27 protein-coding genes are annotated in these 24511 nt (G+C 64.2%); 9 read left to right on the top strand and 18 right to left on the bottom strand.

Annotated features, from left to right (window positions below):
* The first annotated feature begins 142 nt into the window (after positions 1 to 142).
* Entirely contained in the window at positions 143 to 1189 is a 1047-nt protein-coding gene (locus P6U29_RS01025; protein ID WP_407119574.1) for a GGDEF domain-containing protein, read from the top strand.
* On the opposite strand, the gene P6U29_RS01030 is transcribed toward P6U29_RS01025, so the two are convergent.
* Positions 1186 to 2889: a diguanylate cyclase domain-containing protein gene (locus tag P6U29_RS01030; protein ID WP_407115927.1), complete on the bottom strand. Its 1704-nt coding sequence runs from the start codon at positions 2887 to 2889 to the stop codon at positions 1186 to 1188. The two genes, P6U29_RS01025 and P6U29_RS01030, sit on opposite strands and share 4 nt — an antisense overlap.
* Before the next feature lie 109 nt (positions 2890 to 2998).
* On the opposite strand from P6U29_RS01030, the gene P6U29_RS01035 reads away from it, so the two are divergent.
* Positions 2999 to 3688: a YggS family pyridoxal phosphate-dependent enzyme gene (locus P6U29_RS01035; RefSeq protein WP_407115928.1), complete on the top strand. Its 690-nt coding sequence runs from the start codon at positions 2999 to 3001 to the stop codon at positions 3686 to 3688.
* Between the two features lie 140 nt (positions 3689 to 3828).
* On the opposite strand, the gene P6U29_RS01040 is transcribed toward P6U29_RS01035, so the two are convergent.
* Positions 3829 to 4614 (bottom strand): 2-keto-4-pentenoate hydratase, encoded by a 786-nt coding sequence (locus tag P6U29_RS01040; protein WP_407115929.1) that lies wholly within the window; start codon positions 4612 to 4614, stop codon positions 3829 to 3831.
* A 6-nt stretch (positions 4615 to 4620) separates the two neighbouring features.
* Positions 4621 to 5190 carry a L,D-transpeptidase gene (locus tag P6U29_RS01045; protein ID WP_407115930.1) on the bottom strand — a complete coding sequence of 190 codons (570 nt, stop codon included), beginning with the start codon at positions 5188 to 5190 and terminating at the stop codon, positions 4621 to 4623.
* Between the two features lie 202 nt (positions 5191 to 5392).
* Here P6U29_RS01045 and P6U29_RS01050 point away from each other — a divergent pair, with 202 nt between their 5' ends.
* Positions 5393 to 6079, top strand: a complete 687-nt coding sequence (locus P6U29_RS01050; protein WP_008142830.1) for a response regulator transcription factor — start codon at positions 5393 to 5395, stop codon at positions 6077 to 6079.
* 58 nt (positions 6080 to 6137) lie between these two features.
* A complete protein-coding gene (locus P6U29_RS01055) occupies positions 6138 to 6581 on the top strand; it encodes a cyclic nucleotide-binding domain-containing protein (RefSeq protein ID WP_407115931.1) in 444 nt (147 codons plus the stop codon).
* A gap of 61 nt (positions 6582 to 6642) precedes the next feature.
* Here P6U29_RS01055 and P6U29_RS01060 read toward each other — a convergent pair whose 3' ends face one another.
* The 12 genes from P6U29_RS01060 to P6U29_RS01115 all read right to left on the bottom strand — a co-directional run bounded on the left by P6U29_RS01060 (position 6643) and on the right by P6U29_RS01115 (position 18417).
* Entirely contained in the window at positions 6643 to 7458 is an 816-nt protein-coding gene (locus P6U29_RS01060; protein WP_407115932.1) for an exodeoxyribonuclease III, read from the bottom strand.
* A gap of 153 nt (positions 7459 to 7611) precedes the next feature.
* A complete protein-coding gene (locus P6U29_RS01065) occupies positions 7612 to 8367 on the bottom strand; it encodes an outer membrane lipoprotein carrier protein LolA (RefSeq protein ID WP_407119575.1) in 756 nt (251 codons plus the stop codon).
* Between the two features lie 151 nt (positions 8368 to 8518).
* Positions 8519 to 10996 (bottom strand): DNA translocase FtsK, encoded by a 2478-nt coding sequence (locus tag P6U29_RS01070; protein WP_407115933.1) that lies wholly within the window; start codon positions 10994 to 10996, stop codon positions 8519 to 8521.
* Between the two features lie 9 nt (positions 10997 to 11005).
* The gene (locus tag P6U29_RS01075; RefSeq protein WP_407115934.1) at positions 11006 to 12220 is read right to left on the bottom strand and encodes an aminotransferase class I/II-fold pyridoxal phosphate-dependent enzyme; all 1215 of its coding nucleotides are present in this window, start codon (positions 12218 to 12220) and stop codon (positions 11006 to 11008) included.
* Between the two features lie 220 nt (positions 12221 to 12440).
* Entirely contained in the window at positions 12441 to 12845 is a 405-nt protein-coding gene (locus P6U29_RS01080; protein WP_407115935.1) for a GFA family protein, read from the bottom strand.
* A 204-nt stretch (positions 12846 to 13049) separates the two neighbouring features.
* A complete protein-coding gene (locus tag P6U29_RS01085) occupies positions 13050 to 14498 on the bottom strand; it encodes an ammonium transporter (RefSeq protein WP_407115936.1) in 1449 nt (482 codons plus the stop codon).
* A 37-nt stretch (positions 14499 to 14535) separates the two neighbouring features.
* Positions 14536 to 14874, bottom strand: coding sequence for a P-II family nitrogen regulator (locus P6U29_RS01090; RefSeq protein ID WP_008142813.1), 339 nt, complete (start codon positions 14872 to 14874; stop codon positions 14536 to 14538).
* Positions 14875 to 15309: 435 nt separating this feature from the next.
* Complete coding sequence (locus tag P6U29_RS01095; protein ID WP_122400278.1) at positions 15310 to 15912, bottom strand: ATP-dependent Clp protease proteolytic subunit; 603 nt, start codon at positions 15910 to 15912, stop codon at positions 15310 to 15312.
* Between the two features lie 40 nt (positions 15913 to 15952).
* Positions 15953 to 16309 (bottom strand): SRPBCC domain-containing protein, encoded by a 357-nt coding sequence (locus P6U29_RS01100; protein WP_407115937.1) that lies wholly within the window; start codon positions 16307 to 16309, stop codon positions 15953 to 15955.
* An 11-nt stretch (positions 16310 to 16320) separates the two neighbouring features.
* Complete coding sequence (locus P6U29_RS01105; RefSeq protein ID WP_407115938.1) at positions 16321 to 16635, bottom strand: ArsR/SmtB family transcription factor; 315 nt, start codon at positions 16633 to 16635, stop codon at positions 16321 to 16323.
* Between the two features lie 65 nt (positions 16636 to 16700).
* Positions 16701 to 18002: an ammonium transporter gene (locus P6U29_RS01110; RefSeq protein ID WP_407115939.1), complete on the bottom strand. Its 1302-nt coding sequence runs from the start codon at positions 18000 to 18002 to the stop codon at positions 16701 to 16703.
* Positions 18003 to 18078: 76 nt separating this feature from the next.
* Positions 18079 to 18417: a P-II family nitrogen regulator gene (locus P6U29_RS01115; protein WP_148743883.1), complete on the bottom strand. Its 339-nt coding sequence runs from the start codon at positions 18415 to 18417 to the stop codon at positions 18079 to 18081.
* 237 nt (positions 18418 to 18654) lie between these two features.
* Between P6U29_RS01115 and P6U29_RS01120 the strand changes: the two genes are divergently transcribed.
* Complete coding sequence (locus tag P6U29_RS01120) at positions 18655 to 19545, top strand: DUF4339 domain-containing protein (RefSeq protein WP_407115940.1); 891 nt, start codon at positions 18655 to 18657, stop codon at positions 19543 to 19545.
* Between the two features lie 4 nt (positions 19546 to 19549).
* Here the strand turns inward: P6U29_RS01120 and tesB are convergent, their stop codons facing one another.
* The gene (gene tesB, locus P6U29_RS01125; RefSeq protein ID WP_407115941.1) at positions 19550 to 20413 is read right to left on the bottom strand and encodes an acyl-CoA thioesterase II; all 864 of its coding nucleotides are present in this window, start codon (positions 20411 to 20413) and stop codon (positions 19550 to 19552) included.
* A gap of 203 nt (positions 20414 to 20616) precedes the next feature.
* Here tesB and P6U29_RS01130 point away from each other — a divergent pair, with 203 nt between their 5' ends.
* Positions 20617 to 21837: a ubiquinone biosynthesis hydroxylase gene (locus tag P6U29_RS01130; RefSeq protein WP_407115942.1), complete on the top strand. Its 1221-nt coding sequence runs from the start codon at positions 20617 to 20619 to the stop codon at positions 21835 to 21837.
* A gap of 67 nt (positions 21838 to 21904) precedes the next feature.
* On the opposite strand, the gene P6U29_RS01135 is transcribed toward P6U29_RS01130, so the two are convergent.
* Complete coding sequence (locus tag P6U29_RS01135) at positions 21905 to 22102, bottom strand: Trm112 family protein (protein ID WP_407115943.1); 198 nt, start codon at positions 22100 to 22102, stop codon at positions 21905 to 21907.
* Positions 22103 to 22254: 152 nt separating this feature from the next.
* Complete coding sequence (locus P6U29_RS01140; RefSeq protein ID WP_407115944.1) at positions 22255 to 22785, bottom strand: TetR/AcrR family transcriptional regulator; 531 nt, start codon at positions 22783 to 22785, stop codon at positions 22255 to 22257.
* Positions 22786 to 22881: 96 nt separating this feature from the next.
* On the opposite strand from P6U29_RS01140, the gene P6U29_RS01145 reads away from it, so the two are divergent.
* The 3 genes from P6U29_RS01145 (at position 22882) to P6U29_RS01155 (ending at position 24360) form a co-directional block, all read left to right on the top strand.
* The gene (locus P6U29_RS01145; protein WP_407115945.1) at positions 22882 to 23232 is read left to right on the top strand and encodes a hypothetical protein; all 351 of its coding nucleotides are present in this window, start codon (positions 22882 to 22884) and stop codon (positions 23230 to 23232) included.
* A gap of 201 nt (positions 23233 to 23433) precedes the next feature.
* Positions 23434 to 23712 (top strand): PepSY domain-containing protein, encoded by a 279-nt coding sequence (locus P6U29_RS01150; protein WP_407115946.1) that lies wholly within the window; start codon positions 23434 to 23436, stop codon positions 23710 to 23712.
* A 57-nt stretch (positions 23713 to 23769) separates the two neighbouring features.
* Positions 23770 to 24360, top strand: coding sequence for a cytochrome b/b6 domain-containing protein (locus tag P6U29_RS01155; protein ID WP_407115947.1), 591 nt, complete (start codon positions 23770 to 23772; stop codon positions 24358 to 24360).
* The last annotated feature ends 151 nt before the right edge of the window (positions 24361 to 24511 follow it).

Below are 24511 nucleotides of genomic sequence, written 5' to 3' on the forward strand. Positions count from 1 at the left end.
GGCCATAGAAGTCCGCAAGGGGTCAATGGGTTGCCGCAGCTTGGGAACCTTTTGAGCTGCTCCGCAGAAATACCGAGACGGCCGTTGGGGTGTGATTAAGAGGTCAATGCCAATTTGCGGCCCGACAAGACCCATGAGCGCGATGGATTCCAGCTTCGACGATCCCGATTACGACTATGCCGCGTCCATCGCCGGACGGGCCATGCGGAGCATGGCCGAACAGCAGATTGCACCGACCCCAGCTAACTTTGCCGTTTGGTTCCAGTATTTCGCCGGCAGCCACGACGATCTGCGCAACGCGATCGATCTTCTGATCGACCACAATCGTACCTTCGACGCCCGCACCAATCAGGATCTGTTTGAGACCTATGTCGCGCCTCAGGTGAGTGCCATCGTGGTCGACACCTCCGAGCGGCTGCAGGCGCTCATGGGCGCGGCGAAGGAGTTTCTGGCGACTGCGATCGCCGATAATCACTCGCAGATGCAGGTCATCAGCGAGGTGGCCGACCAGGGCAGGGCCGGCGTCGATCCAAAGCTGCTGGTCGCCCAGCTCATGAACGAGCTGGCGCGGGCCGCCACAAGGGCGACACGGCTGGAGGCAGGCTTTGCGGAAAAGACCCGCGAGCTCGACGTGATCCGCGATTCGCTGTCGAGATCCGAGCAGCGCGCCCGGACCGACATGCTGACGGGGCTGGCGAACCGGCGGGCGCTCGATGAGTTCCTGCGCAAGGCGCAGGCGACTGCGGAATGGGGCGAGCCGCTCAGCGTGCTCTTGCTCGACATCGACCACTTCAAATCCTTCAACGACAATTTCGGCCACGGTGTCGGCGACCAGGTGTTGCGCCTGATGGCCAAGGTGCTGCGCGAAAAGGTTCGCGCGCAAGATCTGCCGGCCCGCTATGGCGGAGAGGAGCTGATCGCGGTGCTGCCGAACGCCGATCTCGCCACTTGCACCGAGATCGCCGAACGCATCAGGCGCGCGATCGCCGAATGTACGATCACGCGCCGCTCGACCGGCGAGATCCTGCCCAACATCAGCGTGTCGATCGGCGTGGCGCAGTACCGGACGGGCGAGGCGATCACCGATCTGATCGAGCGTTGCGACCGCGCGCTCTATCTCGCCAAGGGCGGCGGCCGCAATCGCGTGGTGACGGAGATCGAGCTCGAGCGGGCCGGAGCTGCGGGTTAGGCGTTGGCCGCCATCATCATCCCAGCCGCGCCGATCTCGATCGCCTGCACACCGTGCTCGACGACATTGTTGCGGCCGCGATGCTTGGCGGTGTAGAGCGCGGCGTCGGCGGCTTCGATCAGGTCGCCGGGACGCAGGGTCTCATTCGGCTTTGTCGCGGCGACGCCGATCGAGACCGTCACGATCATGTGGTTCGAGGTGATGTGCGGTAGGCAGAGCTTCAGCACGGCCGCGCGCACCTGCTCGCCGATTTCAACGGCACGCGTCACATCGGTGTTCGGCAGCAGCAGACAGAATTCCTCGCCGCCATAGCGCGCCGCAAAGCCCATTGTGTCGGCGGCGATGCCGGACAGCGATTCGCCGAGTCGCGTCAGGCAGGAATCGCCTTCGAGATGGCCATAGGTGTCGTTGAACAGCTTGAAATGGTCGACGTCGATCATCAGAAGCGCGAGGTCGCTGCCATATTGCTGCGCGCGCATCCACTCGAAATCGAGCCGGCTCTGGAAGCCGCGACGATTGGCGAGACCGGACAGCATGTCGATTGAAGCCATCACCGTCAGGCGGTCGTTGCTTGCGATCAGCTCGCGCTCGCGCTGACTCAGCTGCGCAGCCATCGCGTTGAACGCGCGGGCCAGAGGCACGAACTCGGCCGGCAGCCGACCACGTGCCGCGCGGGCCGACAGGTCGCCCTCGCCGAGACGCTTGGCCATGTCGGCGAGCATCTCGATCGGCTTGATCACCAGTTTCTCGGCGGCGATCAGCGCGCCGAGCAGGACGAACATGACGACGAAAGCGAGCTGCAGATACGCGGTGCGGATGTCGCGGCTGACCGCTGCGGACACCTTGTCTTCGTCGATGCTGGCGATCAGGCGGGCATTGGTGCCGGCGATGCGGATATAGCTGACCGCACGGCGGGAGCCGTCGGCGGCGAGGAAAGACAGTGAACCCTCATCCTGATCGGACCGCAGCGCCTTGTCGGCGATCGCGGACATCAGCGGCATGTTGTCGAGCGGACGACCGACTGCGCTGTGCTGATCGGCCGGGGCCGCCAGCACGGTGCCCGCGCTGTCGACCAGCACCGCGGTGATGCCGGCGCGACCGCCCAGATTGCTCATGACCTTCGACATCCAGTCGAGATTGACGGTGGCGAGCACGACGGCATCGGGTACCCCGCTGAAGGCGGAGACCGGATAAACCGCCATTACCGTCGGCGACGGCACCGGCCGCGACATGATGAAATCGCTCAGTATGAAGCGCCCGGTTTCCTGTGCCTGCTGGAAGTACGGCCGATCACTGAGATCGAGGCCGACATACATGTTGTTGGTGGCGCATTGGATGCGCCCGTCCTCGCCGGCGATTAGAAGCGTGCGGATCCAAGGAAGGTTCGACGGCAGACTTGCGCGCAGCACGTCGCAGCTCTTGCTGATGCCGCCGGCGGCGGCGCGGATGAAGGCTTCCGATTTCAGAATAGTCTCGACCGACGAGATCACCTCACGCTGCGCATCGGCGCTGTGCCTCGCCACCGTGGTGAATTCAGCCGCAGCTTGCGCGATCTGCCGCGCGCGCGTGTCTTCGAGTGAACGGATGCGCTCGAGCATCAACGGCGCAACCAGAATTACCGCTAGCAACGCGAGCCGCGCCCGGATTCCGAGAACCTGCTTGAGTTTCGCTCGTTTGCGGTTGAGACTGACGCTTGCCATCTTCGCTACCACCCCGTGGGCCAAGGTAGAGCGAAGGGTTCAAAAAACTGTTTCTTGAACTCGGTAAAATTGGACTTAACTCGGGCTACGATCACAGCCAAGAGACGTCATGACAGAAGCAAACGCCGCGCCGGTAACCGGCCATTCACCAAACGCGCTTGCCGCGGTCGAAGCCGAAATTGCACGCGCCTGCAAGGACGCGCGGCGTGATCGCGCCTCCGTGACGCTGATCGCGGTGTCCAAGACTTTCGCGGCGGATGCAATTACCCCGGTTATCGCCGCCGGACAGCGCGTATTCGGCGAGAATCGGGTGCAGGAGGCCAAAGGCAAGTGGCCGGCGTTAACTTCTGTTTACCCCGATATCGCGCTGCACCTGATCGGGCCGCTGCAATCCAACAAGGCGAAAGAGGCCGTCGCGCTGTTCGATGCCATCCATTCGGTCGATCGCCCGAGCATTTGCCAAGCGTTAGCCAAGGAAATCGAATCCCAGAACAAGCACCCGCAGCTCTTCGTCCAGATCAACACCGGCGAGGAGCCACAGAAGGCCGGCGTCGCGCCCGGCGAGGCCGATGCGTTCCTTGCGAGCTGCCGCGACACTTACGGGCTGACGATCTCCGGACTGATGTGCATCCCGCCGGTCGACGAGCCGCCGGCGGCGCATTTTGCGCTGACCGCAAAGATCGCCGCGCGCAACGGCTTGAGGAATCTCTCGATGGGCATGAGCGCCGATTTCGCCACGGCGATCATGCTCGGTGCCACGCATGTGCGCGTGGGGAGTGCGATTTTCGGGCATCGGTGAGAGCCGTCGGCGAAGCTCACGCTCCGACAATAGCCTTCAAGTTCGTCATTGCGAGCGCAGCGAAGCAATCCAGAGTCTCTCCGCAGCGGCAGTCTGGATTTGCTTCGCTGCGCTCGCAATGACAGCGGAGCGGGCGGCACCTACGCGAACCCCACCGACACCTTCCCCAGCACGCCAAAATCCACTGCCAAATGATCACCGGCCTGGATCGGCAGCGGCGGATGGCATGTGCCTGTGGTCACGACCTCCCCTGCCCGCAAGGTGATGCCGAGCTCGCGCAGCTCGTTGGCAAGCCAGGCGAGCGCTGCGCGGGGATCGCCGAGCACGTTCCTGCCGTGGCCGATGTAGCGCTCGCCGCGCAGCGTGATCTGCGGCCGTTCCGCGACGAGATCGATCGCGCGCCAATCCGCCGACGTCGACGCGCCCAGCACGAACAGATGCGCGCAGGCATTGTCGGCGATCAGCTGCGCCTCGCCCGCGCCGGCGAAATCGACAAAGCGCGAATCGGGAATCTCGATCGCGGGATGCAGGGTCCCGACCGCGGCGAGGACCTCCTCGACGGTGTACGGCGTCGCGCGCGGCGGCAGATCGCGGCCCATGCGGAAGGCGAATTCCGGTTCGCCGACGCGCATCTTGTTGCCCTTCATCGACGCGGTGCCCCCGTCAGCGATCACGGTGTCGCTCATGACGCGGCCGGCCATGGGGCCTTCGACATTGATGTGCTTCTGCCCGGCCTCGCTCGTGGCCGCGATCTTCCAGCCGAACAATGTCGCGCTCGATTGTCGTTCGAGTGCGGCCTGGATGGCGTAGCCCTCGGCGCGACTCTGTGGCCGCAGCCGTGCCTCCAGTGCGTCCAGCTTGGTGCCGTCTCGCCAGTGCTTCACCAGGACCTGCGAAGCGGCGGCGATCTGATCCTTGTTGAGCATGCCCCCTCACCCGATGATGATTTTTGTCCGCGGGCCCAAGCGCCGCAGCAATTGCAGCATCGCGGATTTCGTCATGGAGACGCAGCCCGCGGTCGGGCCGAAATTGTCGCGGGCGAGGTGCAGGAACACCGCGCTGCCGCGGCCAGCGATGCGTGGTCGCGTGTTGTGGTCGATCTCGATGATGAAGTCGTAGAGATGGTCTGCCCGCTTGAGCCGGTCACCGCCCTGCCCCTCGCCGAGCCGGATGCTCTGGTTGTAATGACGATCCCGTGGATCCTCGCACCAGGCGTCCACGCCGGTGATCATACGGGTCGGCAAGAACGTCTGGGGGCGGCTGTGCCGGTCACCCCGCCACCACAACCGCCTGGGGCGGAAGCTGCCCCTGGGGGTGCCGCCGTCGCCCTCGCGCTTGTTGGCCAGAATGCCGCCCCGCCCCAGCGCCACCGGGATGGTCAGTGCTCCGGCCGTCAGCCAACCCCGGCGCGGATTACCGGCAGCAGGCCTAACGCGGATCGCGGAGAGCGGCCTGGCGCTTCGATTCCTGGCGTAACCAACTGAAGCTGCTTTATTTTTCATGTGAACGTGCAATGTCGGATTCATTACAGGACATTCATCAAAACGCCCTGTTATTCTGAGTTAGAGTGCTTCTGGCTTGTGAATCGGTAACAGCCCACTACTTCAACACGAACAACAATAATAACGGCGACCCTAAACTTTCCCTCGCGGCTGGGTGCGGCATGGATGCGCGCCGAGCCGGACCCTAAAAGGATGACCCCCCATGGCCAATGCCCGCAAGATCCTGATCGTGGATGACGATACCGATCTGCGCGATACGTTGGTGGAGCAATTATCGCTACACGAAGAATTCGAGGCCTCGGCCGTCGATACCGGCGCCAAGGGCGCGAGCGCCGCAAAAGCCAATTCCCCCGATCTGGTCCTGATGGATGTCGGCCTGCCCGACACTGACGGCCGCGAGGTCGTCCGCTCCTTGCGGAAGGGCGGCTTCAAGGCGCCGATCATCATGCTGACCGGGCATGACACCGATTCCGACACGATCTTGGGCCTGGAATCCGGCGCCAACGACTATGTGGCAAAGCCGTTCCGGTTCGCCGTTCTGCTGGCCCGCATCCGCGCCCAGCTTCGCCAGCACGAGGCCAGCGAGGATGCGGTGTTCTCGGTCGGCCCCTACTCCTTCCGCCCAGGCTCGAAGATGCTGACCGCCGCCAATGCGCGCAAGGTCCGCCTCACCGAGAAGGAAACCGCCATCCTCCGCTTCCTCTACCGCGCCGGCCAGATGCCAGTGTCGCGCGAGACCCTGCTCCAGGAGGTCTGGGGCTATAATTCCGGCGTCACCACCCACACGCTGGAAACCCACATCTATCGCCTTCGCCAGAAGATCGAGAAGGATGCGGCGAACCCGGAAATCCTGGTCACGGAAGCCGGTGGCTACAAGCTGGTGCCGTGATACGCTTCAGGGGCGCGCGAATCGTTTTAGATGGCGTGCCCTCGAGCCTCGGACCTGAATGTCAATCGACGACGACGTAGCGCTTCTCGAGCGTGTCCCGACACTGCGCCTGTTGGGAGACGCCTCGTTGCGCATGCTGGCGATCGGCTCCGAGCAGCGTGACTTCGTCTGCGGCGACGTCCTGTTCAATCTCGGCGATGAAGCCGATGCCGGCTTCGTGGTCCAGCGCGGCGCCTTCCGGGTCGAGGACGGCGCCGGTGCCGAGATGATCGCAGGTCCCGGCGCGCTGATCGGCGAGCTCGCGCTGGTGGTGCCGATGAAGCGGCCGTCGAGCGCGATCGCGCTGGAGCATTCCTCCGTCATCCGCGTCGCACGCAGCCTGTTCCAGCGCGTGCTCGAAAGCGATCCCGCCGCCGCCGTGCGCCTGCGCGACGAATTCGCGGTGCGTTCCAGCCAGATCGCCAGCGATATCCTGATGGCGGGCGCGAAGCTGACGTCGTAGCTCTCCCCGCTCGTCGTTCCGGGGCGCGACGAAGTCGCGAGCCCGGAATGACCGCGGGACCTCACACCTCTAGCGTCACCGTGACAGGCACGTGGTCCGACGGACGCTCCCAGCTGCGGGCGTCGCGCAGAATCTTGAAATCGCTGACCGCGTCCTTCAGCGCGCGCGAGACCCAGATGTGATCGAGCCTGCGGCCGCGGTCGCCGACGGTCCAGTCGGCGGAGCGGTAGCTCCACCACGTATAGACCTTCTCCGACATCGGGATGCGCTCGCGCGCGACGTCGACCCATTCGCCGGCGGCGAGTGCCGCCTTCAGCTTCTCGGTTTCGACGGGCGTATGCGAGACGACTTTCAGAAGCTGCTTGTGCGACCAGACGTCGTTCTCGTGCGGGGCGACGTTGAGATCGCCGACCAGGACGTGGCGGTCCTCACCGCGCGGATGCAGCGGCTCGCACGCCGTCATCTCGTCGAGGAAGCGCAGCTTGTGATCGAACTTCTCGTTCACTACCGGATCGGGAATGTCGCCGCCCGCGGGCACGTAGAAATTATGCAGCACCAGCGGCCTTGCGATGCCCGCCTTCTCGCCGAACGAGACCGAGATGTGGCGCGAGTCTACCTTGTCGCAGAAGGTGCGGATATCCTTCGACTCGAACGGAATCTTCGAGACTATGGCGACGCCGTGATAGCCCTTCTGACCGTTCAGCGCGACGTGCTCGTACCCAAGCCGCTTGAAGCGCTTCATCGGAAAGGCGTCGTCGATGCACTTGGTCTCCTGCAGGCACAGCACCTCCGGCCGCGCGCTCTTGAGGAATTTCGCGACCAGGTCGATGCGCAGCCGCACCGAATTGATGTTCCAGGTTGTCAGGGAAAGACGCATGGGGAATGCGTCTTAGCATGGATTGTTGCGGACGAAACGCTTGTCCACAGGCGCGGAATCGTAGGGTGGGCAAAGCGAAGCGTGCCCACGTGCCGGCGTGAGGAGAAAAGGTGGTGGGCACGGCGCAAACGCGCCTTTGCCACCTGCGCACCGTCAGCCCGGCGACGGGCCGTAGTTGGTGAAATCGATCTTGAACATGCTGGGGTCGAGCTTCTTGCTCGAATCCAGATTGTAGACCGCGATCGTGGTGTCGTAGCCCTGCGGATCGGTGACGGTCCACTGCTTGAGTTGACCGTCCTTGGCGCCGAACATCAGGAGCAGCCGGCTGGTGCCGACCAGCGCCTGCTTCTCCTCGATGGTGACGCTGACATAGACGTCGTCGGCCGAGACGTTCACGACGTTGGTGTCCTTCATCAGGTCGATGCGGTCGGACAAGAGGAAGCGCAGCGGCGTCTGCGACAGCGGATAGACGTCCTGGGTCGCGAGCTTGCGATCGCGCACCACTAGGGACGAACCGTCGGCGATGATGTCGATCGGGCTCGGCGCGTCATATTCGAAGCGCACCTTGCCCGGCTTCTGGATGTAGAAATCGCCCTGCGTCTTGCTGCCGTCGGGGCCAACCTGGACGAAATTCCCGACCAATGTCTGAAGCGACGACAGATAGGCGCTGACCCTGGCGGCCTGTGCCTTCTGGTTGGCATCGAAGGTCTGGAAGATGCTGCTCGGCACGTTGCGCCGGGGATCCGGGATCACCGGATTCGGCGGGGTCTGCGTCGCGCCAGTGACGGCCGGCCCACCGCCGGCTGGAGCGCCATCGCGGCCCTTCGGCGCAGGCTTCGGCACTGGCACGGTCTGCGCGAGCGACGCACCGGTCACCATCACGGCGGTGACGAGAAGCACGCCGGCCACGCGCGCGCTTCGCGCGGCGATGATGGCAGCGAATCGAATGTCCGGATGTCTGATCAACGCGTCGTCCTGTATGGCTAGGCGCCTTTTAGCGTGATTTCGGGCAAAAGCAGATATCGATTTTGCGTGAAATTATGTTCAGAGGCTCCTCGCCTCACATATGGCTGTCTTCTTCCTCGACCAGAATCTCGCGCTTGCCGGCGTGGTTGGCGGGTCCGACGATGCCTTCCAGTTCCATGCGCTCCATCAGCGATGCGGCGCGGTTATAGCCGATCTGCAGGCGGCGCTGGATGTAGCTGGTCGAAGCCTTGCGATCGCGTTTGACGATCGCAACCGCCTGCTGGAATAGATCGCCACCGCCATCTCCGCCCATGCCGGTGGCGTCGAACACGGCGCCGTCCTCGTCCTCGGTCGGCTCTTCTGCGGTGACGGCTTCGAGATATTCCGGCTGTCCTTGTGTCTTGAGGTGACGCACCACCTTCTCGACTTCCTCGTCGGAGGCGAACGGTCCGTGCACGCGGCTGATGCGGCCGCCGCCGGCCATGTAGAGCATGTCGCCCTGGCCAAGCAGCTGCTCGGCGCCCATCTCGCCCAGGATGGTGCGGCTGTCGATCTTGGACGTGACCTGGAAGGCGATGCGGGTCGGGAAGTTGGCCTTGATGGTGCCGGTAATGACGTCGACCGACGGGCGCTGCGTCGCCAGGATCACGTGCAGGCCAGCGGCACGCGCCATCTGCGCGAGGCGCTGCACCGCGCCTTCGATGTCCTTGCCGGCGACCATCATCAGGTCCGCCATTTCGTCGACGATGATGACGATGTAGGGCAGCGGATCGAGCGAGAGCTTCTCTTCTTCGTAGATCGCCTTGCCGGTCTCCTTGTCGAAGCCGGTGTGCACCGTGCGCGTCGGCTCCTCGCCCTTGGCCTTCAATTCGAGCAGGCGCGTGTTGTAGCCGTCGATGTTGCGCACACCGAGCTTGGCCATGTTCTTGTAGCGCTCCTCCATCTCGCGCACCGCCCATTTCAGCGCGACCACCGCCTTCTTCGGGTCGGTCACGACGGGCGTGAGCAGATGGGGAATGCCGTCATAGACCGAGAGTTCGAGCATCTTCGGATCGACCATGATCAGCCGGCACTGGTCCGGCCGCAGCCGGTAGACCAGGCTGAGGATCATGGTGTTGATCGCAACCGACTTGCCCGAGCCGGTGGTGCCGGCAATCAGCATGTGCGGGGTACGGGCGAGGTCGATGATGACGGGTTCGCCGCCGATGGTCTTGCCGAGGCAGAGCGGCAGCTTCGCGACTGTATCGGTCGCCTCCTTCGCCACCAGCAATTCGCGCAGGTAAACCTTCTCGCGATGCGCGTTCGGCAGCTCGATGCCGATCGCGTTACGGCCCGGCACGACGGCGACGCGTGCCGAGAGCGCGCTCATCGAGCGGGCGATGTCGTCGGCAAGGCCGATCACGCGCGAGGACTTGATGCCGGGCGCCGGCTCCAGTTCGTACAGCGTGACCACAGGACCCGGATTGGCCTTCACGATCTCGCCGCGCACGCCGAAATCCTGCAGCACGCCTTCGAGCGAACGGGAATTGGTCTCCAGCTCGGCCTTGCTGAGGGGCTGGCGATCGCCCGCCTTCGGCGCGGCCAGCATGGAGACGGACGGAAGATCGAACTTGTCCGAAGATTTTTTGGAAGCCGCCTTCGACGCAGCCTTCTTCTTCGGCGCGCGCGCGGCGGGCTCCTCCTCTTCCTCCTCCTCGACCTCGTCTTCCTCGTGCTCGTCTTCGTAGTCCTCGTCCTCGGCCTGCGGCGAGATCGACGGTGCGGCGCGGCCGCCGCCCAGATTCGGCTCCTGGCGGCTGAACTGAGCGGCCTTGGTTTTCGGGCCGCTCGAGACCAGCGAACGGTAGGCGGCGCCAAGCAGCCAGATCAGCCGGGCCTTCGTGCTCATCAGCGCATGGAAGAGCCAGCCCAGAGAAACCGAGCCGCGATCGCTCTCCTCGTCCTCGTCGAGCGGCTTATCGTCATGTTCGATCTCCGCAAGCTCGTCGTCGTGCTCGCGTGCGCCGAGGCCGCAGGCGATCAGGAAGGTTGCGGCCATCGCGGCGAACAGGATCGTGCCCAGCACCATGCGATAGATCGTGCCGGCCGGTCCGAAAATCACCGCGGGCGCGCGCACCAGCGCGTCGCCGACCACACCGCCGAGCCCGGTCGGCAGCGGCCATGCACCGCCATGCGGCCAGCAGCTGACGAAGCCCGCCGCGATCACCGTACAGAGAATCCAGGAGCCGAGCCGCAGCGCCTCGCGGTCGAACGGGCGATGCGTCATCATCCGCCAGCCCCAGACCGCAACCGTCAGTACCAGCATGATCGCGCCGAGCCCGAGGATCTGCATCGCAAGGTCGGCGCCGATCGCGCCGGCATAGCCGAGGATGTTGCGGATCGGCCGCGAGGTTGCGTGGCTGAGGCTGGGATCCTGCACCGACCATGTCATCAGCGCCGCCGAGGCGACACCTGCCAGCGCGATCAGGCCGAGCCCGGTGAGCTCGCGCATGCGTCGTGCCAGCCCCTCGCGGATCGAGGGCGGCAGATGGCCGACCAGTGGAATGACACGTTCGATTGCCGACATGCTCACGGGCCCCGCCTAACCCAGAGTCTCGACCAGACGGTGCAGCGCCTGCGCCGTCGTTTCGCCATCCTGCACCAGCGCGAGGCGGATGTAGCCTGCACCGGGATTGAATCCGTCAGGCTGCCGTCGCGCCAAGAAGCTGCCGGGCACCACGCGCACGCCTGCTTCCTTGAAGAGCTTGAGCGTCACCGATACGTCGTCGCCGACTTCGGAGGTGTTGAGCCAGACGCAGAAGCCGGCATCGGGCCGGCGATAGCCGTAACGATTGCCGATGATCTGGTCGGCGAGATCGAACTTGATCCGGTAGAGCCTGCGGTTCTCCTCGACATGCGCCTCGTCGCCATAGGCGACGGTCGCCACATGCTGGAGCGGCACCGGCACCTGGGGTGCAGCGATGTTGCGCAGCTCGAGGAACATGCCGATGAACTTCTTGTCGCCGGCGGCGAAGCCGACGCGCAGGCCCGGCAGATTGGAGCGCTTCGACAGCGACTGGAACGCAACCACACGGGTGAAGTCCGGACCCGCGCATTCCAGCGCGCTGCCGGGGGCCTCTCGGGTATAGATCTCGGAATAGCACTCGTCGCTGAGGATCACGAAGCCGTGGCGATCGGCGAGCTGCTTCAATCGCTTGAAATAGTCGGGCCTCGCGACCGAGCCCTGCGGATTGGCCGGCGAAGCCAGATAGAAGGCCACCGTGCGCGCCAGCGTCGCTTCGTCGATGGCGTCGAGATCGGGCAGGAAGCCGTTCTCGACCGTCGTCGGCAGATGGACCGGCTCGCAAGCGGCTGCGAGCGCGCCGGCGCCATAGACCGGATAGAACGGGTTCGGCATCAGGATCGCAGGTTTGCCGGGGCGCGGGCCGACATAGCGTGCGGCCGCCATCGCGGCGAGGAACAGCCCCTCGCGGCTGCCATTGAGGACGAGAATCTCGCTCTCGGGGTCGAGCGGCCGCGGCAGCTTGAAGCGCGACGACAGCCAGGCGCCGGCGGCGTGGCGGAACGGGTCGGTGCCCTTGTTCGCGGGGTAACGGCCGAATTCGGCGATGTGCTTGGCCAGCACTGGGCCGACGAAGTCGGGCACTGGATGCTGGGGCTCGCCGACCGCAAGCGAAATCAAGGGCTTGCCCGGCTGATGCGGGGCCAGAAGCTCGTTCAACCGGACGAAGGGCGAGCGTTCGGAATCGGAGCTTCCACTGGCCTGCGGCGCACGGGATGAAGCGGTCATAGCCATTCTGGACGCCAGCACTCTTGGAACGGCCGGTCGCACCAAGGCGCCGGCGGGAAGCGGTTCAGTTCACCATAGATAGGGCGAGGTTAAGACGCGATTAACCATCGGCGGCCGCCCCCGTCTAGAGCGGGAATAATGGGACCGGATAACAACGGATGCATGGTGGCTCCAACCTCTCCCGCTTGCTTGCGGGAGAGAGGCGCACCGCTCTCGCGGCTCGGTCTTAGTGCCCCGGCAGCTTCTCGAATGTCTTCATGCCTGCGGGGATCGCGTGGAACTCCTGCATGTCGCAGGTGTAGATCGCCATCTGCGGCTTGAATTTTTCCGGCTCGTCCAGCGTGCCGACCTTAACGACTGCGGCCGGTAGGCCCGGAACCTTGGTCACGAGATGGGTGCCGCATTCGGCGCAGAACTCGCGCGTGACGGCGCGTTCGAGATCCTTGCGCGTGAACGGCTTGGGTTGGCCGGTAATGTAGGTGAAGCCGGCTGCCGGCATTGCGATGAAGGTGTTGGGTGCGCCGCCTGAGATGTATTGGCACTCGCGGCAATGGCACTGCGCCTGCATCATCGGGTCGCCCTCGGCGACATAGCGCACCTCGCCGCAATAGCATCCACCTTCCAAACGCATGACGACCTCCCGATTGTTGTTCTTGAGGTCGATATTTCTGCGCCGGCCTCGCCGAATGGCAATCTTTTTCTTCAGCGCGCAGATCAGAAGAAAGGGGCTCCAGCTTGCGCTGGAGCCCCTCAACGGTCAGGGCATTGCCGGGTATGTGCCCGAACCGTAGTTGTAGACGCGGTCTTCCGAAGGAGACCGTGCCCGGGAGGAGGGTTACATGTTGTAGGCGCGCTCGGTGTGCTCGGTGATGTCGAGGCCTTCACGCTCGCTCTCGACATTGGCGCGGAGGCCAACGATCACATCGACGACCTTGTAGAGGATCGCCGAACCGACGCCCGACCACACCAGCGTGGTGCAGACGGCCTTGATCTGGGCGAGCACCTGCGTGGCGAACTCGTAATCGGCGACCTTCGGCGGGATCGCGGTGTAGTCGACGATGCCGGCGCCGCCGAGAGCGGGGTTCACCAGGATGCCGGTGCCGATGGCGCCGACGATGCCGCCGATGCAGTGCACGCCGAACACGTCGAGGGAGTCATCGTAGCCGAGCGCGTTCTTCACGACGGTGCAGAAGAACAGGCAGACCACGCCGACCACGAGGCCGAGGACGATCGCACCCATCACGCCGGCGAAGCCGGCGGCAGGCGTGACGGCCACGAGGCCCGCGACCGCGCCGGAGATCACGCCGAGCACTGACGGATGGCCCTTGATGATCCACTCCGCGAACATCCACGACAGCGCGGCGGCTGCGGTGGCGACGAAGGAGTTGGTCATGGCGAGCGCAGCGCCGCCATTGGCTTCCAGGTTGGAGCCGGCGTTGAAGCCGAACCAGCCGACCCAGAGCAGCGAAGCGCCGATCATCGACATGGTCAGCGAGTGCGGAGCCATCAGCTCCTTACCGTAGCCGACGCGCTTGCCGATCAGGAGAGCGCCGACGAGGCCTGCAATGCCGGCGTTGATGTGCACCACGGTGCCGCCCGCGAAGTCGATCGCGCCCATCTTGAAGATCCAGCCGGCGTCGGCGTTGATCTCGTCGAGCTTGGCCTGCGCCGCGGTCTTCGCCGCCGCATCACCCGCCGCCGCCAGAGCCTTGGCCGCGTCCTGGATCGCGTCCGGGCCGGGCCAGTACCAGACCATGTGCGCGATCGGGAAGTAGATCAGCGTGACCCAGAGCGGAATGAAGAGAGCGATCGCCGAGAACTTCATGCGCTCGGCGAAGGCGCCGACGATGAGGGCGGGCGTGATCGCCGCGAAGGTCATCTGGAAGCACATATAGATGAGCTCCGAGATGTTGGCGTCGACCGAGAAGGTCGCGGCCTTCGAGTCGGTGGTGACGCCCATCATGAAGGCCTTGGAGAAGCCGCCGATGAAGTCGGAGCCGCCGGTGAAGGCGAGGCTGTAGCCGTACACGGCCCAGATCACGGTGACGACGCAGACGGTGTAGAACACCTGCATCAGCACCGAGAGCATGTTCTTGGAACGGACGAGGCCGCCGTAGAACAGCGCGAGACCGGGGATCGTCATCAACAGCACTAGCACTGTCGATGTCAGCATCCAGGCGTTGTCTCCCTTGTTGACCGTTGGCTCGGCGTAGGCTGCGGTCGCAGCGAACAGGCCGACTGCGAGAGCCGCCAATCCCGCGCCATGGGGACGCTTGAACGTCATATTGTTTACTCCTGCTTGGATAAGGTTGAGCGCGAAATCAGAGGGCCGCGGCATCGGCCTCGCCGGTGCGGATGCGAACCGCATGGTCGAGATTGATGACGAAGATCTTGCCGTCGCCGATCTGTCCGGTTTTCGCCGCGGACGTGATGGCGTCGATGGTCTTGTCGACCTGGTCGGAGGCGACAGCGACCTCGATCTTGATCTTGGGCAGGAAGCTCACGGCATATTCGGCGCCGCGATAGATTTCCGTATGGCCCTTCTGGCGGCCATATCCCTTGACTTCCGTCACCGTGAGACCGTGAACGCCGATGGCGGTCAGGGCGTCACGGACTTCTTCAAGCTTGAATGGCTTGATAATCGCCATAACAATTTTCATGGGTCCTATCCCCGCTTGGGCCCGGTCCGGACGTGGCCGGGCGTGTCTCGACTGGTTCGCCACGAGGGAGAATTTTCACTACGCGGGCACAGCCGGACCCCTGAGAATCAAATGCCGTGCCAGATCAGCCGCATTGCCTAACGGATTATGAAAACGGGTGTTTTCGCGTTTGGCGGGCATTCCGCTGCGGTGCGTTATTACGTCGCGCTCAAAACGTGGTCACGTCTGCTTAAATCGCGGGCACGACAGGCTGTCGACACAATGTTGCTCATGTGCCGGGCAGCCGGAAGGTAATTACGTAGCGCACGTGCCTATCGCAGGGCTTCGCCCTGCTGCAAGCCATCGGCCTCTCGAGCTCCTGCTCACGCGATGCACGCCGCAAGCTGGACATCCTGATCCGGACAAGCCTGGGGGCCGCAGGCCACGTTGGGCCGATCAGGCGGCGTCGCGCGCCGCAAAAACCCGATCGATCAATCCCCATTCGACCCCTTGTTGCGCAGTCATGAAGTGGTCGCGGTCCAGCGTCCGTTCCACCTCCTCCTCGGACCGCCCGCAATGCCGCGCATAGAGCCGGATGATGCGCCGCTTGGTTTCCTGCATCTCATTGGCATGGATCAGAATGTCGGATGCCTGGCCCTGAAAGCCGCCGAGTGGCTGGTGGACGTGAAGGCTGGCGTTCGGCAGGGCGGCGCGGTGCCCGGGCTCGCCGGCCATCAGCAGGAACGAGCCCATCGAACGCGCGGTGCCCATGCACAGCGTATGAACCGGCGCCTTGATGAACTGCATGGTGTCGTACATCGCGAGTCCGCTCGTGACCACCCCGCCGTAGGAATTGATGTAGAGATTGATCGGCCTGTTCGGATTCTCCGCCTCGAGGAACAGCAGTTGCGCGCAGACGAGGCCAGACATCGCGTCATTGACCTCGCCGTTGAGGAAGATGATCCGCTCACGCAAAAGCCGCGAGTAGATGTCGAAGGATCGCTCGCCGCGGGCGGATTGCTCGACGACCATAGGGACGAGCTGAAGCATGTCGCGCATCGCGACCTCCATGTCTGCAGATGATGAAGTCTGTTTGGTGTTAAGCTGCCGCGCGCATCAGGCAGCAATTCGTGTTGGCCGCCCGCGGCAGCTTCGCGTTATCGTCGCAGGCCTGCTGGATAATGCGAAAGCGGGTGCCGCCGTCCTCGTTCGGCTCGATCCGGAAGATGACGTGGCTTTCGCGAAACGGCGGTTCGGAATCGCGCAGCCGGTAGCGCACCTCCTCGCCCGCGATCGACGATTCCGGCTCGGCGCCCGCAAGATCGCAATCCGGCAACCAGCGCTCGCGCAATTCAGGAATCGTCACGGCGCGCCAGACTTTTGTCGGCGGTGCATCGAAATCGAATTCGAGCACGAGCGCTTCGTTCGGACGATCAGGCTTCGCGGCGTCGCTCATTGAGCCAGTCCTTATTGGTCCATGTCCTTCAGGAGATCGGCAAGTGCTTCCATGCGCTTCGGCCAATAGGCGCGATAGCGCGCGAGCCATGCCCCGATGGCGACAATTCCGTCCGGGTCGACTTCGTAACTGACAAAGCGGCCCTGCCGCTGCTCGCGCACGAGGCCTGCCGCGCGCAGCACCGACAGATGCTGCGACATCGCTGGCTGGCTGATCTCCAATCCATCGCGCAACGCGCTGGCATTCAGGCTTCCGCCAGCGAGTTTCTCAAAGACCTTGCGGCGTGTCGGGTCAGCCAGCGCCTTGAAGATGTCGGCTTCGATCATGACAACACATAAGCACACGCTTATGTGTTGTGCAAGCCCGGAATGAAGGCCGGGCGGCCGCTAACTTACTGAAGTGCCTCGCCGTGCTGCGAGATATCGAGCCCCTCGAGTTCATGCTCGCGCGATACCCGCAAGGGCACGAACAGGCCGACCAGCTTGAGCAGGACGAAACTGACGCCCGCCGACCAGACGAAGGTGACGGCGACCCCGTAGAACTGGATCAGGAGCTGCTGGGGATGGCCCTCGATCAGGCCGGCGGTGCCGCCAATGGCGCTGGTCGCGAACACGCCCCCGAGCAGGGTCCCGGTCAGACCGCCGATGCCGTGGACGCCGAAGACGTCGAGCGAATCGTCATAGTTGAAGCGGTGCTTCAGCCAGGTACAGGCCCAGTAGCAGACCGCACCGGCGACGACGCCGATGACGATGCCGTGCCAGGGCGCGACGAAGCCGGAGGCTGGCGTGATGGTGCCGAGTCCGGCCACCGCGCCGGAGATCATGCCGAGCACCGACGGCTTGCGCCGCGTCGACCATTCGATCGCGCCCCAGGTCAATGCGCCGGCGCAGGCGGCGAGATGTGTTGCGATGATCGCCATCACCGCGCGCGAATTGGCCGCGCCTGCCGAGCCGCCGTTGAAGCCGAACCAGCCGACCCACAACAGGCCGGTGCCCATCACCGCGAGCGAGAGATCGAAGGGCGAGAGATTCTCGGTGCCGTAGCCATGACGGCGTCCCATCACCTTCGCGGCGACAAGGCCGGCAGTGCCGGCCGACAGGTGCACGACGAGGCCGCCGGCGAAATCCATCACGCCCATGCTGTTGAGGAAGCCGCCACCCCACACCCAATGCGCCAGAGGAATGTAAACGAAGATGAACCAGGCGACGGAGAACAACAGATACGCCGAGAACCGCATGCGGTCGGCGACCGAGCCCGCGACCAGCGCCACCGTGATGATCGCAAACGTCATCTGGTACAGCATGAACAGCGATTCCGGGATGGTCTTCGCAGCAGGGTTGACGCTGTCCATGGTCATCCCTGCGAGAAACCAGCGGTCGAGCGTGCCGATCCACGGTCCGTCGCCGATGAAGCAGAGCGAATAGCCGAACGCGACCCAGAGAATGGAGATCAGCGTGACCGCGGCGAGGCTCTGCGCCATGGTGGCGAGCACATTCTTCTTGCGCACCATGCCGGAATAGAACAACGCGAGTCCCGGGATCGTCATCATCAGCACCAGCGCGGTGGCGACGATCATCCAGGCGGTGTCGGCGGTGTTGATCTCGGAAGTGGCGGCGCGTGCCGGCGAAGCTACGACGGACACAAATCCGATTGGCACAGCCATAGCAGCTGCGCGGCGCAACAATCCCGCCATGTCGTTCCCCCGGCATCAATTGGCGTCGCACGCTCCGGCGTCGTTGCCCGGTGCGATCGAAACAGATTTGTTTGATTCAGAGCGCGTCGCTGTCGGTTTCGCCTGTGCGGATGCGCAGCGCGTGGTCGATCGGCGTGACGAAGATCTTGCCGTCGCCGATTTGCCCGGTGCGCGCGGTCGCGGTGATCACGCTGACCGCCTTGTCGGCAATGTCGGAGGCGACCGCGATCTCGATGCGCAGCTTCGGCAGGAAGTTCACGACATATTCGGCGCCGCGATAGATCTCGGTGTGGCCCTTCTGCCGGCCATAGCCCTTCACCTCGGTTACGGTCATGCCGTGGACGCCGATCGCCGTCAGGGCCTGGCGGACCTCATCGAGCTTGAAAGGTTTGATGATCGCGACGACGAGTTTCATGGTCAGGCCTATTCCCCGGGATGCGCCGCGCCGTATGTCCCCGGCGCCGCGTCAATCTGGCATCTTTCCGGGCAAATGGCACAAAAAAGTTGCAGATTGAAGCGGAAAAACGTTTGGCCATGTGAACGGCCGCCTCTGTACAGGGGCAACCGCTCATCCTTCACAATGCATTTTTGGCATGGATGCGGTGAACCCGCGGAGGTCAAGCGGTACATAAGTATTTTGGGGGGACGCTTCATGGCGAGTTGGTTCTACGCATCCGAGGGCAAGCAGCAGGGCCCCTTTGCGGAAGGGCAGTTCCGCGATCTCATCGCCCAGGGCATCGTCCGTCCGGACACGCTGGTCTGGACCGAGGGCATGGCCGGTTGGCAGAAGGCCGCCGAAATTCCGGGCCTGCTCGGCGGCGGCGCGCCGCCGATGATGCCAGCAGGCGGCCCGCCGATGATGGGCGGGTATGCCAGCGCCGGCGGCCATGGTGGCGCAGGTGGAGGGTCGCTGGCGGTCGATTTCGGCATCCTCGAGTTCACCTGGCGCAGCATCGTCTTGCTGATCGGAATGATCCTCGTCCTGCCGGCGCCCTGGGCGTTTGTCTGGTACACGCAATGGATCGTGTCCTGCGTGAAGGTCCCGGGGCGTCCGAATCTCGGCTTCACCGGCAATGCGATGACGCTGGTGCCCTGGTATTTCGGCTTCATCGTCCTGGCGATCGTCATCTCCTTCATCGGCAGCCAGTTGCTCAGCAACCTGCTGTTCATCGTGCAGATCGTCCTTTATTGGCTGCTGATCAAATGGATGGTCGCGAACCTCGACTCCAATGGGCAGCCGCTGGGCCTGAGCTTCACCGGCTCGATCTGGGCCTATATCGGCTGGAGCCTGCTGTTCGCGATCTCGATCATCACCATCATCGGCTGGGCCTGGGTCGCCGCGGCGCAGATGCGCTGGTTCTGCCGCAACGTCGAAGGCACACGGCGCGAAATCGTCTTCAAGGGTAGCGGCCTCGAGATCTTGTGGCGCGGAATCGTGGCGGCGCTCCTGTGCAGCTTCATCATCCCGATCCCGTGGGTTTATCGCTGGATCATGAACTGGTTTGCTTCGCAGACCGAGCTCGCTCCGCGGGGCTCGCTCTGAGCGATCATGTCCTCCGCTCGCGCACAGAACCTTCCTGCGCGACGGAGGCTACCAGCGTGCCGTCAGGCTTGAAGATCGAGCCGCGGGTCAGGCCACGGCCCGATTGCGCGCTCGGCGAATCCTGCGCGTAGAGCAGCCATTCGTCGGCGCGGAACGGGCGGTGAAACCACATCGCGTGGTCGAGGCTCGCCGGCATCATGCGCTTGTCGAACAGCGTGCGGCCGTAGCGCGCCATGATCGCATCGAGCAATGAGAAGTCGGAGGCATAGGCGAGCGCGCACATATGCAGCGCCGGATCGTCTGGCAGCTTCGCGGCGGTCTTGATCCAGACGTGAATGCGGCCGTCCTCGATCTTCTGGCCGAAATAGCGGCCGAGCTCGACCGGGCGCAGCTCGATCGGCCGATCCGATTCATAGTAGCGGCGGATGAACTCCGGCATCTCCTTGAACATCGGCTGCTTCGCCACCTCCTCCGCCGTGAGTTTTTCCGGCGGCGGCACATCGGGCATCTTGTCCTGATGATCGAATGAGGTCTCCTCGTCGGCGTGGAACGACACCATGATCGAGAAGATCGCGTTGCCATGCTGGATCGCGGTGACGCGCCGCGTCGAGTAGCTCTTGCCGTCGCGCAGGCGTTCGACCTGGTAGATGATCGGGATCTGCGGATCGCCCGGCAGGATGAAATAACAGTGCAGCGAATGCGGCAGCCGTCCCTCGACGGTGCGGCAGGCGGCAACCATCGCCTGCCCGATCACCTGGCCGCCGAACACCCGCTGCCAGCTCGTCTTCGGGCTGTTGCCGCGGAACAGATTCACCTCGAGCTGTTCGAGGTCGAGGATCGAGATCAGGTCGATCAGGCTTTTGGACATCGGCGCGCTTTCGCTTTCGTCGTCATTCCGGGGCGGGCGTGAGCGCGAACCCGGAATCCAGAAGTTGTTGAGCGAGATTCCGGGTTCGCCTCTTCGAGGCGCCCCGGAATGACGGAATTGGGCCGTTCCGCCCTTGCTTCACCGCACTGTTTCGCCCAGCTCAAGTCTGCTAGCAAGACCGAGAATTGACCGGGAAGCTTGGTATGTCGGTACAGGGTAGCATTGTCATCGGTGGCGGCGCGTTAGCGGGGCTCGCGCTGGCCCTGGCGCTACGCCAGGGGCTCGGCCCCGAGATCCCCGTCATCGTCGCCGATCCCGCGCTCGGCACGCGGCCGAGCCGGGACCCGCGCGCCACCGCGATAGTCGCCGCCTGCCGCCGCCTGTTCGAGGCGATCGGCGCCTGGGACGACGTCAGGGGCGAGGCGCAGCCGATCCTCGACATGGTCGTGACCGATTCCAAGCTGGAGGACGCCACCCGTCCGGTGTTCCTCAACTTCGCCGGCGACGTCGCGCCGGGCGAGCCGTTTGCCCATATGGTCGAGAACCGCCTCCTGATCGATGCGCTGGTGGTGCGCGCCGAGGCCGAGGGCATCGATCTTCGCGCCACCACGGTCGGATCTTACGACGCGCGCTCCGACGGCATCGACGTGACGCTCGGCGATGGCAGCGTCGTCGCGGCCAGTCTCTTGGTCGCCGCCGATGGTGCGCGGTCGAAGCTGCGTGAGCGCGCCGGCATCGCCATCCATGGCTGGGAGTACGACCAGTCCGGCATCGTCGTCACCGTCGGCCATGAGCGCGATCACGAGGGCCGCGCCGAAGAACACTTCTTGCCGGCAGGTCCCTTCGCGATCCTGCCGCTCTCGGGCAAGCGTTCCTCGCTGGTGTGGACTGAGCGCCGAGCCGAGGCCGCGCGCATCGTTGCGCTCAGTGACGAGGAATTTCACAGCGAGCTCGAGCAGCGTTTCGGCCTGCATCTCGGCGAGGTCAAAGTGCTCGACAAGGCGCGCGCGTTTCCGCTGTCCTATTTCGTCGCGCGGTCCTTCGTCGCCGAGCGCCTCGCGCTGGTCGGCGATGCCGCCCACGTCATCCACCCCATTGCCGGTCAGGGCCTCAACATGGGGCTGAAGGACGTCGCGGCGCTGGCCGAGGTCGTGGTCGATGCCGCGCGGCTCGGCATGGATCTCGGCGGGGCGGACGTGCTCGAACGCTACCAGCGCTGGCGCCGCTTCGACACCATGGCGATGGGTGTTGCCACCAACTCGCTGAACTTCCTGTTCTCCAACCAGTCGACCTTGCTGCGCACCGTGCGCGACATCGGCCTCGGCCTCGTCGACCGCGCCCCGCCGCTGAAGAACCTCTTCATCCGCCAGGCCGCAGGACTCACCGGCGAGGTGCCGCGGCTGCTGAAGGGCGAGGCGTTATGAGGGCGAATGGTGAGTAGCGAGTAGCGAGTGGATCCATTCGCGACTCGCCATTCCCTATTCGCGGCCACTAATCGATCTTGCGCGCCTCTTCCGGCAGCATGATCGGGATGCCGTCGCGAATCGGATAGGCGAGCTTGGCGCTGCGCGAGATCAGCTCCTGCTTGGTCGAATCGAACTCCAGCGGGCCCTTGGTCAGCGGGCAGACCAGAATCTCCAGCAATTTGGGATCGACACTGGCTTCGGGACGTTCGGTAGGCGCGTTCATCGGGATCTCCGGCAATCGATTGCCTTTAGCACAGAAAGGCGCGCCCGCCCATTGTATCGGCCAAAGCGTTTTCGAGCGAAGTGGATGCCGGTTCGCGTCAAGAAAACGCGTGAAAATGAAAACCTAGAGACCAGTTCCATTGGAACGGGTCTCTAGGTCGAAACCATCAGCAGAAGCTCGTCGAGAATGCTCTGAAGCCGCGCCGCCGGCAGCGGCGTCCCCGACAGGGCGAAGCCGAGAAACGTCCAATAGAGGATCTGCGCGCGGGCCTGCGCCGTCGCCGGAGCGAGCCCACGCTTTTCCAGCAGCTCTTCGATGTAGTCGAGCCTGCGGCGGTCGATTGCGCGCACCGCCCCTTGCGCCGCCGCATCGAAGGCCGCCCAGTTGCGCACCGCGCGCTCGAGATCGAGCCGTGCGCCGAAGGATCTCCGCAGCAGCGTCATGAGCGGATCATCGCTGGCCGCTTCGACATCGGCGATGATCTGCTCGGCCGCGATCTCGCGCCAGCGCTTCAGCACGGCGACGTGAAACGCGGCCAGATCGGCGAAATGCCAATAGAAGCTGCCGCGCGAAACACCCATGGCCTTGGCGAGCGGATCGGCCTTCAGCGCCGTGAAGCCGTTCTTGCCGAGCGCCTTCAGGCCTTGCTTGATCCAGTCGTCGGCGGAAAGCTGTTCGGTCATGCCCGGGCCCCGGATGGAGCCCATACACTAGTGTATTGACAGCCGGGAGCAAGTGGGTGCATCTCCATACAGAACTGTACGGACGGAGCATGCCCCATGCGAGATATTCTCCTGCAATGTTCCGGAGTCGTCGCGATCCTCATCGCGCTGATCCACGGCGTGCTCGGCGAGAGCAAGGTATTCGCCCGCGCCAGAATCGAGCCGCCGCGCCTGCGCACGTTGATCCGACTGGTATGGCAGGTCGGCACGGTGGCGTGGATTGGCGGCGGCGTGCTGCTGCTGGTTGCGCCCCGGCTGGAATCGAGCCTCGCCCGGCACTGGATCGTCGCCACGCTTGCCGTCGTGTTCGGCTTTGCAGCCCTCGCCAATGCCTTCGCCACGCGCGGCCGCCATTTTGGTTGGGTCGGCATGGGGGCAGTCGTCGCGCTCGCGGTCGCTGGCTATTAGCCGCGCATCCGGCCTGTGAGGCGTAAGGCCGCAGCGGTAGGGGAAATCCGCGTTGGGCGCGGAGAGCGCTGCCGTTTTCGCGCATGTTAGAAGTTATCTAAAGCGAACTGGGCCCGTACCCGATTGACTTCACCACCTCCTTTGCTTCCTTCGGTGCGCTCCGCGGCTCCGCGGTGCGTCCACGACAGAGGAGGAGAGTTCGTGAAGGTCATTCGTGTTGCTGCCATTGCATTGACGATCGGGATTGGCGCGGGATCGACGGCCATGGCCGACGGTTTCAAGGATTGCACCAAGCTCGACAAGGCGTCGTGGAAGCCGGCCAGCGAAGCCGAAGCCAAGGCCAAGGCGCTGGGCTATGAGGTCCGGCGCTCCAAGGTCGAAGGCTCGTGCTACGAGGTCTACGGCGTTAAGGAAGGCAAGCTCTACGAGCTGTTCTACAGCCCGGAAGATCTCAGCCTGAAGCACACGATCGCCAAGTAGAATGCGTCAATCGCGCGACGCAATCTGCGCAAAGCAAGGCTTGAGGGTGGTCTTCGCTTGATCGAACAAGCGCCAGACGCACGCGGGGTGTCCGATGGGACCCCCGCCGAGCGAACCGCTCCGCGGACGATCGCGGTCTGGGACCTTCCGCTGCGCCTCTGGCACTGGGCTCTCGCGGCCGGCGTTCTGGCCGCGTGGTTCACGCCGACCGTTTATGACGGCCTTCACCGCGTGGTCGGCTATGCGGTGCTGGGGCTTCTCGCTTTTCGGCTGGTCTGGGGCTTCTGGGGAAGCCGCTATTCGCGCTTCCGGATGGTCGGCGTCAGGCTTCGCGCGTCGCCTCGTTATATCTGGAATCTGCATCGCGGCATCACCGGCCGCTATATCGGGCTCAATCCCGCGGGCACGTTGATGCTGGTCGCGCTGCTGGTCTCGCTCGCCGTCTCGACGATCACGGGAGCGATGTCGGTCACCGTCACGTTCTTCGGTGTGTGGTGGGTCGAAGACGCCCACCACTATTCATCGGATGCCGTCATCGTCCTGGTCGTGCTCCACGTCGCGGGCGTGGTGCTGATGGGAATTTTGCAGCGCGAGAACCTGATCCGCGCGATGATCACCGGACGCAAGCGCATCCGCGGCCATCTCTAAGTTCGTTGCGATCGTTGCGCGACTTTCGTCGCGCAGGTCGGGCACGATCACGCTGCGGCCTCATGCGCAAATACGCGACAGATCAAATTGTGCGGTCGACGTTAGCCTGCCGATAAGCATGCAATCAGGCGTTGCACAAAATTAACGCGAA

It is taken from the genome of Bradyrhizobium sp. LMG 9283, assembly GCF_045571415.1.
Taxonomy (GTDB): domain Bacteria; phylum Pseudomonadota; class Alphaproteobacteria; order Rhizobiales; family Xanthobacteraceae; genus Bradyrhizobium.

Bases quoted from the DNA above. Each gene is read 5' to 3' on its own strand.
- P6U29_RS01100 (WP_407115937.1), bottom strand. From the start codon at position 16,309: ATGAGCGACGCCGCGAAGCCTGATCGTCCGAACGAAGCGCTCGTGCTC.
- P6U29_RS01130 (WP_407115942.1), top strand. From the start codon at position 20,617: ATGTCGGTACAGGGTAGCATTGTCATCGGTGGCGGCGCGTTAGCGGGG.
- P6U29_RS01120 (WP_407115940.1), top strand. From the start codon at position 18,655: ATGGCGAGTTGGTTCTACGCATCCGAGGGCAAGCAGCAGGGCCCCTTT.
- P6U29_RS01105 (WP_407115938.1), bottom strand. From the start codon at position 16,635: ATGATCGAAGCCGACATCTTCAAGGCGCTGGCTGACCCGACACGCCGC.
- P6U29_RS01145 (WP_407115945.1), top strand. From the start codon at position 22,882: ATGCGAGATATTCTCCTGCAATGTTCCGGAGTCGTCGCGATCCTCATC.
- P6U29_RS01085 (WP_407115936.1), bottom strand. From the start codon at position 14,498: ATGACGTTCAAGCGTCCCCATGGCGCGGGATTGGCGGCTCTCGCAGTC.
- P6U29_RS01075 (WP_407115934.1), bottom strand. From the start codon at position 12,220: ATGGCTATGACCGCTTCATCCCGTGCGCCGCAGGCCAGTGGAAGCTCC.
- P6U29_RS01035 (WP_407115928.1), top strand. From the start codon at position 2,999: ATGACAGAAGCAAACGCCGCGCCGGTAACCGGCCATTCACCAAACGCG.
- P6U29_RS01140 (WP_407115944.1), bottom strand. From the start codon at position 22,785: ATGACCGAACAGCTTTCCGCCGACGACTGGATCAAGCAAGGCCTGAAG.
- P6U29_RS01050 (WP_008142830.1), top strand. From the start codon at position 5,393: ATGGCCAATGCCCGCAAGATCCTGATCGTGGATGACGATACCGATCTG.
- P6U29_RS01115 (WP_148743883.1), bottom strand. From the start codon at position 18,417: ATGAAACTCGTCGTCGCGATCATCAAACCTTTCAAGCTCGATGAGGTC.
- P6U29_RS01045 (WP_407115930.1), bottom strand. From the start codon at position 5,190: ATGAAAAATAAAGCAGCTTCAGTTGGTTACGCCAGGAATCGAAGCGCC.
- P6U29_RS01025 (WP_407119574.1), top strand. From the start codon at position 143: ATGGATTCCAGCTTCGACGATCCCGATTACGACTATGCCGCGTCCATC.
- P6U29_RS01040 (WP_407115929.1), bottom strand. From the start codon at position 4,614: ATGCTCAACAAGGATCAGATCGCCGCCGCTTCGCAGGTCCTGGTGAAG.
- P6U29_RS01080 (WP_407115935.1), bottom strand. From the start codon at position 12,845: ATGCGTTTGGAAGGTGGATGCTATTGCGGCGAGGTGCGCTATGTCGCC.
- P6U29_RS01055 (WP_407115931.1), top strand. From the start codon at position 6,138: ATGTCAATCGACGACGACGTAGCGCTTCTCGAGCGTGTCCCGACACTG.
- P6U29_RS01090 (WP_008142813.1), bottom strand. From the start codon at position 14,874: ATGAAAATTGTTATGGCGATTATCAAGCCATTCAAGCTTGAAGAAGTC.
- P6U29_RS01110 (WP_407115939.1), bottom strand. From the start codon at position 18,002: ATGGCGGGATTGTTGCGCCGCGCAGCTGCTATGGCTGTGCCAATCGGA.
- P6U29_RS01095 (WP_122400278.1), bottom strand. From the start codon at position 15,912: ATGCGCGACATGCTTCAGCTCGTCCCTATGGTCGTCGAGCAATCCGCC.
- tesB (WP_407115941.1), bottom strand. From the start codon at position 20,413: ATGTCCAAAAGCCTGATCGACCTGATCTCGATCCTCGACCTCGAACAG.
- P6U29_RS01030 (WP_407115927.1), bottom strand. From the start codon at position 2,889: ATGGCAAGCGTCAGTCTCAACCGCAAACGAGCGAAACTCAAGCAGGTT.
- P6U29_RS01135 (WP_407115943.1), bottom strand. From the start codon at position 22,102: ATGAACGCGCCTACCGAACGTCCCGAAGCCAGTGTCGATCCCAAATTG.
- P6U29_RS01060 (WP_407115932.1), bottom strand. From the start codon at position 7,458: ATGCGTCTTTCCCTGACAACCTGGAACATCAATTCGGTGCGGCTGCGC.